The 10109-nt window shown below is 72.5% G+C and carries 7 protein-coding genes and 1 pseudogene; 5 read left to right on the top strand and 3 right to left on the bottom strand.

The window, feature by feature from the left end:
- Positions 1-23 precede the first annotated feature (23 nt).
- From ACFWM7_RS29380 to ACFWM7_RS29370, 3 genes and pseudogenes are all read left to right on the top strand, one after another.
- A pseudogene (locus ACFWM7_RS29380) lies at positions 24-529 on the top strand (ATP-binding cassette domain-containing protein); the annotation flags it as partial.
- A 69-nt stretch (positions 530-598) separates the two neighbouring features.
- The gene (locus ACFWM7_RS29375; RefSeq protein ID WP_383266176.1) at positions 599-1258 is read left to right on the top strand and encodes an MSMEG_1061 family FMN-dependent PPOX-type flavoprotein; all 660 of its coding nucleotides are present in this window, start codon (positions 599-601) and stop codon (positions 1256-1258) included.
- A 66-nt stretch (positions 1259-1324) separates the two neighbouring features.
- A complete protein-coding gene (locus ACFWM7_RS29370) occupies positions 1325-3088 on the top strand; it encodes an Imm49 family immunity protein (protein WP_383266173.1) in 1764 nt (587 codons plus the stop codon).
- 119 nt (positions 3089-3207) lie between these two features.
- On the opposite strand, the gene meaB is transcribed toward ACFWM7_RS29370, so the two are convergent.
- From meaB to ACFWM7_RS29355, 3 genes are read right to left on the bottom strand one after another with little or no spacing between them, the layout of a single operon-like run.
- The gene (gene meaB, locus ACFWM7_RS29365; protein ID WP_383266171.1) at positions 3208-4308 is read right to left on the bottom strand and encodes a methylmalonyl Co-A mutase-associated GTPase MeaB; all 1101 of its coding nucleotides are present in this window, start codon (positions 4306-4308) and stop codon (positions 3208-3210) included.
- 12 nt (positions 4309-4320) lie between these two features.
- Entirely contained in the window at positions 4321-6555 is a 2235-nt protein-coding gene (gene scpA / locus ACFWM7_RS29360) for a methylmalonyl-CoA mutase (protein ID WP_383266168.1), read from the bottom strand.
- Complete coding sequence (locus ACFWM7_RS29355; protein ID WP_383266165.1) at positions 6555-8417, bottom strand: methylmalonyl-CoA mutase family protein; 1863 nt, start codon at positions 8415-8417, stop codon at positions 6555-6557. Before ACFWM7_RS29355 ends, scpA begins: the two co-directional genes overlap by 1 nt.
- Before the next feature lie 267 nt (positions 8418-8684).
- On the opposite strand from ACFWM7_RS29355, the gene ACFWM7_RS29350 reads away from it, so the two are divergent.
- Positions 8685-9200, top strand: coding sequence for a DUF6325 family protein (locus tag ACFWM7_RS29350; RefSeq protein ID WP_383266163.1), 516 nt, complete (start codon positions 8685-8687; stop codon positions 9198-9200).
- Positions 9201-9265: 65 nt separating this feature from the next.
- Positions 9266-10063, top strand: coding sequence for a tyrosine-protein phosphatase (locus ACFWM7_RS29345; RefSeq protein ID WP_383266160.1), 798 nt, complete (start codon positions 9266-9268; stop codon positions 10061-10063).
- Positions 10064-10109: the final 46 nt, after the last annotated feature.

Here is a 10109-nt window from a genome sequence, read left to right as displayed (position 1 = left end):
GGGCGCGACCGGGGTGGAGAGGAATCCGCACGGGTGCCCGAAGAGGCGGGGCTGGCACATGTGCTCATCGCCGTGTACCACTAGGCGGGCGGCGGGCGGCGGGCGGCGGGCGGCGGGCGGCGGGCGGCGGGTCAAGCGCCGGACATGCGTCGAGGGCGGTGGGAACCCCGTGTTCCGGTTTCCCACCGCCCTCGGTGACCGCAGCGGGTCGCGGACGGGCCGCAGGGTCAGCGGCGGTCACCGTCGCCGGACTCGTACGGCGCGGACGCCACCCGCACCAGCGCCTGTTCCGCCAGTGGTCGAGGGAGGGCGAGGGGGCCGTCCCCCGCGCCCTGGAGGCCACCGGCACCGCTGCCCTGGCCGGACGGCCGCCTCGCCCAGCTCTCCGGCGGTCAGCGCCAGCGCTGCTGGCTCGCCATGGCCCTCGCGCAGGAAACCCCCGCTGTTCTGCTCGACGAGCCACCAGCGCCCTCGACATCGGGCACGCCGGGGAAGTCCTGGCCTGGTCCGCGAAGTCGCCGCGCGGGGCACCGACCGCGGGTCGCCGCCGCCGGGGCGGCGGCCCCCGGTGGCGGGCCAGGTCGTTAGGGTCAAGGGCATGACGACACCTCTGGCCGGCAGTGCCTTCGACTCGCTCCGCCTCGACGCCCTGCGCGACCGGGAAGCGCTGCGCCTGGCCTACGAACTCCCCGGCGACGCGGCACTGCGCAAGCAGATGACCGAACTCACCGATCAGACCCGACGGTTGATCGGCTGCTCGTCACTGGTCCTGATCTCCAGCGCGGACGCCGAGGGCAACTGCGACGTCTCCCCGCGCGGCGGCCCCACCGGTTTCGTCAGCGTCCTGGACTCACGGACGGTGGCGATACCCGACGCGACCGGCAACAAGCGCCTGGACACCCTGCAGAACGTCATCGCCACCGGACGGGCCGGGCTGCTGTTCCTCATCCCCGGGCGCACCACGACGCTCAGAGTGAACGGCCGGGCCTGCGTCTCCACCCGCCCCGACCTGCTGTCCCAGCTGACCGCCGTGGGCAAGCCACCGGCCAGTGCGCTGGTGGTGGGCATCGAGGAGGTCTACCCGCACTGCCCCAAGTCGCTTCTGCGCAGCGGCGCCTGGAAGCCGGAGCAGTGGCTGCCGGCGGACGCCCAGCCGACCTCGGCCGAGGTGACACTGGCCCAACTGCGGATGCCGGAGCTGACGATCGCCGACATCGAGCAGACGGAGGCGGACTCGCTGAAGTACCGGTACGAGTAACGGGCCGGCCGGACTGCCGGAGGCCGCGCCTAGTCTGTCACCCAGGTTCGATCAAGGAACGGGGCAGTGGCAGTGCGCATAGAACGTCACCAGATATCCGAGGCCGTCGTGTCGGCGGCCCGTGAGGACTTCACCACCCGGATCGGTGGCCAGGTGCGGTCCATGTCGAAGGGCGGCCGGATGGCCACCTACGAGTGGCAGGCGATCGCCGACGAGTTCCTGGACTACCTGGGCGCACTCTCCGTCGAGACCCCCGACCTGGACACTGCGGAGGCCAGGGCCGCTCTCAAGGACGCCTCCGAGGCCGCGGCGGGGGCCGTCGCCTACGCCGCTTACCACCCCCACGGCGGTTTCCATATCTTCCTGGACTACGTGAACTTCGGCATGAGTTACGACCGGGGCGACGACGCCCCCGCGGAGAGCGTCACGGCAGGGCAGTGGATCGACGCGCTCTGTCTGACGGTCCTCAGGGACCGGGCCACCTGGCACGGGGAGGCGTTCCGCTTCGCCCGGGACAAGTTCGTCGAGGAGACCCGGGGGACGCCCATCGGCGAACTCGCCACCGGACTGATGGCCGTGGCTCTGGACGACACCGGCGACGAGGAGGAGTACCCGCCGAGCGCGCAGGCCAAGCTCGCCGCCGTCGACGCCGCCCTGGACCGCGTCCGTGCCCGTGCCGAGGAGACGGGCGAACCCCTGCTGGACCGGTCCGGCAGTGCGGAGCTGCACGCGTTGCGGGCGCTGGCCGCCGAGGACCGGGAGGCCTTCGACACCTCGCTGGCCGACCTCCTGAACCGGCACGCGGCGCTGTACAGCTCCTCCGCCTCCCTCGGCGCCCTGCTCCCGCTGATCCCCCTGGCCCTCGCCGCGCTCGCGTCCCGGACCTTGGGCTGGTCGCCCGCCGTCCGGACCGACTACCTCCCGCACGCGCTGGTCACCGGCTTCGAGAGCCGGGGCCCGCGAGTCGCCGGGTTCGGCCGGGACAGGCGACCGGACGCGGTGGCCGCGCTCGCCGACGGCCCGCTGACGGTGGAGCGGCCGTCCTTCGCCTGGACGGTGCACCTGGAGGCCGAGGCGCTGTACGAGGAGCACGTCGCGGAAGTGCTCGCCTCCGGGGACGGAGAGCCCCACGCCGTCCGGCGGCTCGGCCGGACCATGGGTGACCAGGAGCGCCTGTTCAAGTGGCGCGCGGGTGTGTCGTACGGGGCCGCCGACGCCCAGCTCAGGAACGTCCGTCTGGCCTCACAGATGGGCGCGGCACTGTTCCGCGTCGCGCTGGCGGAGCCGGGCTCCGAGGTCGAGGTCACCGTCGACGGCCGCCCCCTGCGCTTCCGGGCCCGGCGCGACGAGCAGACCGGACCCGGCTTCTGGCACACGGCCACCGCCTTCGCCCTCATCACCGGCTCCCGCGAAGACCTCGCCCCCCTCGTCCTCACCGGCCCGGCGTTCGCCACCCCGGACGGCTCGGCGTTCAGCGCCTACCGCGAGGCCCTCCACGCCTACTTGAAGGGTACGGACCCGGAAGCGGCGGCCGAGCGGGCTCTGCGGCAGGCCGAAGCAGCCAAGGACTGGGGCTTCGCGATGCCGCCGGCCGTCCTGCTGTCGCAGCTCGTGGAAGGCGACGCGGAGAGCTTCAACCTGGCCCTGGCCGACGCGCTCGAAACCCACCGCGCCCACTACCAGGTCGCCGACCGCGCCGACGATCCGAACGCCGCCATCAACCTCGACGCCCTCGCACTGGCCTGCCACGCCCGCCGCCGCGGCTGGGACATCCGCGTCGAGTCCCCGTACCTGCCGCGGGAACTGCTCCGGGCCGCCGAACCCTTCTAGGCCACCGCGCCCGCCCCGCCGAGCCCCTCGCCGGACGGCATGCGAAGACCCTGAGGTCTCCTGGACGAACCAGGGGCCCCTCGGTCACGCCTCCGCCTCAGCACGCCGCGCCGACGCGATCAGCCGGACTCGCCCGCACCGCCCTCGGGACGCGAACCGCCCGCACCGCCCTCGGGACGCGAACCGCCCGCACCGCCCTCGGGACGCGAACCGCCTGCACCGCCCTCACGGAACTCGCCGCCGCGAAACGCGCCGAGGATCTCCTCGGCCGCCAGCGTCGCTGTCAACGTGCTCTCCCGGACCCGCTGTTCGAGCTCCGGCGCGAGCTTCCGCACCGCCGGGTGGCTGTACAGGCTGTCCAGCAGCTCGTCCCGGACCATGGCCCAGGTCCAGTCCACCTGCTGGTCGCGGCGCTTGGCCGCCAGCCGACCGGTGGATTCCAGGACCGTACGGTGCTGCTCCAACCGGTCCCACAGTGTGTCGAGCCCCGTCGACTCGCGCGCGCTGCACGTGAGCACCGGGGGCGTCCAGGCCGCGTCCGCCGGGTGCATCAGCCGTAGCGCGCCCGCCAGTTCGCGGGCCGCCGAGCGGGCGTCGCGCTCGTGCGGGCCGTCCGCCTTGTTCACCGCGATGGCGTCCGCCAGCTCCAGGACGCCCTTCTTGATGCCCTGCAACTGGTCGCCGGTACGGGCCAGGGTCAGCAGCAGGAACGTGTCGACCATGTTGGCCACCGCCGTCTCCGACTGCCCGACGCCCACCGTCTCCACCAGCACCACGTCATAGCCCGCCGCCTCCATCACCACGATGGACTCCCGGGTCGCCTTGGCCACCCCGCCCAGCGTGCCCGCCGTGGGGGAGGGGCGGACGAAAGCGGCCGGGTCCACCGCCAGGCGTTCCATCCGGGTCTTGTCGCCCAGGATGGAACCGCCCGTACGGCTGGAGGACGGGTCGACCGCGAGCACCGCCACCCGGTGGCCGAGCCCGGTGAGCATCGTGCCGAGCGCGTCGATGAACGTGGACTTGCCCACGCCCGGCACCCCGCTGATCCCGATCCGCCGGGCCGCCCCCGCGTGCGGCAGCAACCGGCTCAGCAACTGCTGCGCCAGCACCCGGTGTTCGGCCCGCGTCGACTCGACGAGCGTGATCGCGCGCGCCACGAACGCGCGCTTCCCGTCGAGCACTCCCTGCACATAAGCGTCGATGTCGATCTTCGCAGCCATCCGGTCAGCGGCTCACAGCTCGTGGCCGAGCGCGGCGCCGAGCCGCGTCACCAGGTCGTGGGCCGCGTCCGGGATCACCGTCCCCGGCGGGAAGACCGAGGCCGCGCCCGCCTCGTGCAGCGCCTCGATGTCCTGCGGCGGAATGACCCCGCCCACCACGATCATGATGTCCTCGCGGCCCTCGGCGGCCAGCTCCTCGCGCAGCGCGGGCACCAGCGTCAGGTGTCCTGCCGCCAGCGAGGAGACGCCCACGATGTGCACGTCGGCCTCGACGGCCTGCCGCGCCACCTCGCCCGGCGTCTGGAACAGCGGGCCGACGTCCACGTCGAAGCCCAGGTCGGCGAAGGCCGTGGCGATCACCTTCTGGCCCCGGTCGTGGCCGTCCTGGCCCATCTTGGCGACCAGGATGCGCGGCCGGCGGCCCTCCGCCTCCTCGAACGCGTCGACCAGCGCACGGGTGCGGTCCACGGAAGGGGACTCTCCTGCTTCTTTGCGGTACACACCGGAGATCGTACGGATCTGCCCCGCGTGCCTGCCGTACACCTTCTCCAGGGCGTCCGAGATCTCGCCGACCGTGGCCATCGCCCGCGCCGCGTCGACCGCCAGCGCCAGCAGATTGCCCTCCAGGCCCGGGCCCGGGTCGCGCTCGGCGGCGGCCGTCAGCGCGCGCAGCGCCTCCTGGCACGCCACCTCGTCGCGCTCCTCGCGCAGCCGCCGCAGCTTCTCGATCTGCTGCGTGCGCACCGAGGAGTTGTCGACCTTGAGCACGTCGATCTGCTCGTCGGTCTCCACCCGGTACTTGTTCACGCCGATCACCGGCTGCCGCCCGGAGTCGATCCGCGCCTGCGTCCGCGCGGCCGCCTCCTCCACCCGGAGCTTGGGGATGCCCGCGTCGATGGCCTTCGCCATCCCGCCGGCCGCCTCGACCTCCTCGATGTGCTGCCAGGCCCTCTCCGCGAGGTCCCGCGTCAGCTTCTCCACGTACGCGCTGCCGCCCCACGGGTCGATGACCCGGCAGGTGCCGGACTCCTGCTGGAGCAGGAGCTGCGTGTTACGGGCGATCCGCGCCGAGAAGTCGGTGGGGAGCGCCAGCGCCTCGTCGAGAGCGTTCGTATGCAGCGACTGGGTGTGCCCCTGCGTCGCGGCCATCGCCTCCACGCACGTACGCGTCACATTGTTGAACACGTCCTGCGCGGTCAGCGACCAGCCCGAGGTCTGCGAATGGGTGCGCAGCGACAGCGACTTGGGGTTCTTCGGGTCGAACTGCTTGACCAGGCGCGCCCAGAGGAGCCGGGCCGCCCGCAACTTGGCGACCTCCATGAAGAAGTTCATCCCGATCGCCCAGAAGAACGACAGGCGTGGTGCGAACGCGTCGACGTCCAGGCCGGCTTCCTGCCCGGCGCGCAGGTATTCCACCCCGTCGGCGAGCGTGTACGCCAGCTCCAGATCGGCCGTCGCCCCGGCCTCCTGGATGTGATAGCCGGAGATCGAGATGGAGTTGTAGCGCGGCATCTTCCTGGAGGTGAACGCGAAGATGTCGGAGATGATCCGCATCGAGGGCGACGGCGGATAGATGTAGGTGTTGCGGACCATGAACTCCTTCAGAATGTCGTTCTGAATGGTCCCGGCCAACTTCTCGGGCGGTACACCCTGTTCCTCGGCGGCCACGATGTACAGCGCCAGCACGGGAAGCACCGCGCCGTTCATCGTCATCGACACCGACATCCGGTCCAGCGGAATGCCGTCGAACAACTGGCGCATGTCGTAGATGGAGTCGATCGCCACCCCGGCCATGCCGACGTCACCCGTCACCCGGGGATGGTCGCTGTCGTACCCCCGGTGGGTCGGCAGGTCGAAGGCGACCGACAGACCCTTCTGCCCGGCCGCGAGGTTGCGCCGGTAGAAGGCGTTGGACTCCTCGGCCGTGGAGAAACCGGCGTACTGACGGATCGTCCAGGGCTGGTTGACGTACATCGTCGGGTACGGACCGCGCAGATACGGGGCGATGCCCGGGTAGCTGTGCAGCGCGTCCAGCCCCTCCAGGTCCTCACCGGTGTAGAGCGGCTTGACCGTGATGCCCTCGGGCGTCTCCCAGAGCGGGGCCTCGGCGCCGTCGGCAGCCTTGGTCACGGCCGCCTGCCACTCACCGGCCGAAGCGGCGGAACCGGGGGGAGGGGCGGGGGCCGTCAGCGGCACGTCGGAGAAGTCGGGAACGGAGGATGTACGGCCCGTGGGCGAGGTGGTCATCACGCCACTCCCATGCTGTCGAGAACGGAGGTGAGAACGGCGACCGCGTCGCAGCCCGCGAAGGCATAGGCGTCGACACCGGCGTACTCGCCGGGGCGGCCCGCGAGGAACACCTGCGCAGCGCCCGCCGACTTCAGCGCACCGGCGACCTGCTCCGCCTGCTCGGCGTAGAGCGCGTCCGACGAGCACAGCACGGCGACCGACGCCCCGGAGGCGGCCAGCGCACCGGCGACGGTGTCCGTGTCCACGGAGACCGGGTCGTGCACCGCCTCGATCCCGCCCGCCCCGAAGAGGTTGACGGCGAAGGAGACCCGCGCGGTGTGCGCGGCGGCCGGGCCGAGCGCCGCGACGAACACCTTCGGGCGGCTTCCGGTCGCCGCGAGGTGCGCGTCCGACCGGGCGCGCAGCGCCTCGAACGCCTCGTCCCGCCGGACCCGGGGCAGACCGCCCGGAGCGCCGGCGTAGGCGTCGGGTGCGGGCTCGCGCTCAACTGGGCGCTCACCGGGCATCGGGAACTCGCTGACCCCGGTGATCGGTTCCTTGCGGCGGGCCAGCTTCGCACTGCGCGCCGCCCAGGTGGCGGCGAGGCGCTCCGCGACCGTCCCCGAGCGCAGGGCGGCCGGCAGACCGCCCGCCCGCTCGGTCTCCTGGAAGAACGCCCAGGCGGCCGCGGCGAGTTCGTCGGTCAGCCGCTCCACGTACCAGGATCCGCCCGCCGGGTCGATGACCCGCGCCAGATGCGACTCCTCCATCAGGATCGTCGAGGTGTTACGGGCGATCCGCCGCGCGAACGCGTCGGGCAGGCCCAGCGCGTGATCGAACGGCAGCACGGTCACGGAGTCCGCGCCGCCCACCCCCGCACCCAGCGTGGCGAGCGTGGTGCGCAGCATGTTCACCCACGGGTCGCGGCGCGTCATCATCACCGGAGAGGTGACGGCGTGCTGCCGCTGGGCCCCGGCCGCAGGAGCCCCGGAGGCCTCGGCGACCCGCGCCCACAGCCGGCGCGCCGCGCGCAGCTTGGCGATCGTCAGGAACTGGTCGGCGGTGGCCGCGTACCGGAACTCCAACTGCGCGCAGGCCGCCTCCACGCTCATCCCGGCAGCGGTCAGGGCCCGCAGATAGGCGACGCCCGTGGCCAGGGAGAGCCCCAGCTCCTCGCCGGCCGAACCGCCCGCCTCGTGGTACGGCAACCCGTCCACGACGATCGCGCGCAGCCCCGGGTACTCCGCGTCGCACCGCTGGGCCCAGCGCACGGCGGGCGCGAGATCCGCCTCGACGCCCGTCCGGGCCTCGTGGCCGAGCGGATCGGCGCCCAGCGTGCCGCGCGCCTCGTCCTTGGCGACGCCGCGCTCCTCGTACAGGCGCAGCAGCTCCGTGGCGGCGGCGTCCAGGTCGGCCGGGGCGTCGAGCGCGACGGGCGCGAGGTCGAGGTACACGCCCTGCAGCGCCCGCGCGAGCCCGTCGACGGGGACGCCCGCCGGACCGCCCACCGTGAGCCAGAGCGAGGTGACCCCGTTCTCCAGATCGCCGAGCAGCGCCTCGTTCAGCCGGGCGGGGTCGGTCAGGGCGTGGCGCTGGCGCACGTCCCAGCCGCCCGTCGCGTTCCCCTCGGCCCTGCTGCCCCGGGTGAAGGGGGCGAAGCCGGGAAAGCCGGTGTCCGGCGACTCGTCGCTCGCGGTGTAGAGGGGGCGGGTGGTGAGCCCGTCCTCCAGTGTGGTGGACAGCGCTTCCTCGGCGGCCGAGCCCGTGACTTCCTTGCCCGACTTGCGCAGTACGCCTTCGACGAGGCTCTGCCACTGGTCATGGGAAGGGTCGGGGAACGCGGCGGCCGGAGAGAGCCCGTCAGCAGGCTGGACCGTCATGCTCAGATGCTAGGCCAGTGCGCGGAATGAGCAGCAGGGGCACGTGCTGTGACCTTGCCCTCTCAGGTATGCACTTGATCCTTTACATACAGTCGCGTAACCGACGCGACGGACGGCGGGCGGCAACACGACGGTCCTCGACATCGGGATGAATCGGGGCAGTGGTGCATATTATGTGCGAAGTTTCCCAATTTCTTATGTCATCCCTGGAATGCCGTATCCACCCCGGCGCCTCTGCGGCCGCCGGGATACGGAGAGGACGCGACCGTGGCCGTCGGACCTGTGGAGTACCTCGTCATCGCCTTCCCCGGCAGTCGCTTCACCGGGTCTTTCGCCCCCGCCCTCGCCGACGCCGTGGCGTCCGGAGCCGTACGCCCCGGTGACCTGGTCTTCGTCCGGCGGGCCGAGGGCGCTCCGCTGACCTCGGTGGAGCTGCGGGAGCTGGACCCCGAGGGAGTGGTTCCCACCGATGCGGGGGAGGGCGGGGCGGCGGTGCTGAGCGCGGAGGACGTCGACCGGCTCGACCGGGGGGTGCCGACGGGCGACGTCACCGCGATCGTCGTCCGGGAGGACCTGTGGACCACGGAGCTCGCCCGCACGGCCCGCGAGGCGGGCGGCGCGTTCGTGGCGCACGAGCGCCTCGGCGCCGGCGGGGCGGAAGCCGACGAGGCCGCGGGCGACGACATCATCGACCGGCTGGAGCGGCTCGCCGAGCTGTGGAAGCGCGAGATCCTCACCGACGCCGAGTTCGTGGAGCAGAAGACCAGGCTTCTGTCGGACTGACGCGTACGACGTTCAACCTGATATGTGGAACTCCTGGAATTCATCGGGGAAAGAGGCAGTTCATCGTGCAGACCGCCCGGACCGTTCCGGCCGCCACCGTTGTCAATCTGCGCGACCTGGGCGGCATCGCCCTCGGCCGTGACCGCCGGGTGCGGCAGGGCGTCCTGTTCCGCTCGGGTCAGCTCAGCGAACTCGACCCGGCGAGCGACCGGGCGGTGTCCGCGCTCGGCATCCGGACCGTCGTCGACCTGCGCACCGCCGACGAGCGCCAGTGGGCCCCCGACCGGCTGCCCGACCGGGCCCGGCTCTTCGTCGCCGATGTGCTGGGCGACCACCCGGGCGTGGCGCCCGCCCGGCTGCGGTCCCTGCTCGCCGACCCCGTCGAGGCGGAGCGGACGCTGGGAGGTGGCCGGGCCGAGGAACTCTTCGCCGAGACCTACCGCAAGATGGTCCTCTCGCCGGGCGCCGCTGCCGCCTACCGGGCCTTCCTGGAGACGGTCGCCGAACCCGGTGCCCGCCCGGTGCTCTTCCACTGCACGGCGGGCAAGGACCGCACCGGCTGGGCCGCGGCCGTCCTGCTGATGATCCTGGGAGCGGGCCGCGCCACGGTGCGATCGGACTTCCTCGCGGTCAATCCCGCCGTCAGGGCCGCCTTCGCCCCCTACGTCGCGAAGTTCCTCGACGGTGGGGGCGACCCCGCCGTCGCCGCCGCGATCATCGAGGTCCGACCCCGCTACCTGGACATGGCGCTCGACGCGATGGACGAGCGGTGGGGCGGCCTCGACGGCTACGTGCGCAACGGGCTGCGCGTGCCCGACGCCGTACTGGAGCGGCTGCGTGACGGCCTGGTGATCCGCGGCTGAAGGCGGACATCGGCGCCGCGACCGTGTGAAGGGGCCGGTCCTGTCT

The organism is Streptomyces sp. NPDC058375, assembly GCF_042723425.1.
In the GTDB taxonomy this organism is placed as follows: domain Bacteria; phylum Actinomycetota; class Actinomycetes; order Streptomycetales; family Streptomycetaceae; genus Streptomyces; species Streptomyces durocortorensis.
This window is presented reverse-complemented; position numbering and strand designations above follow the sequence as displayed.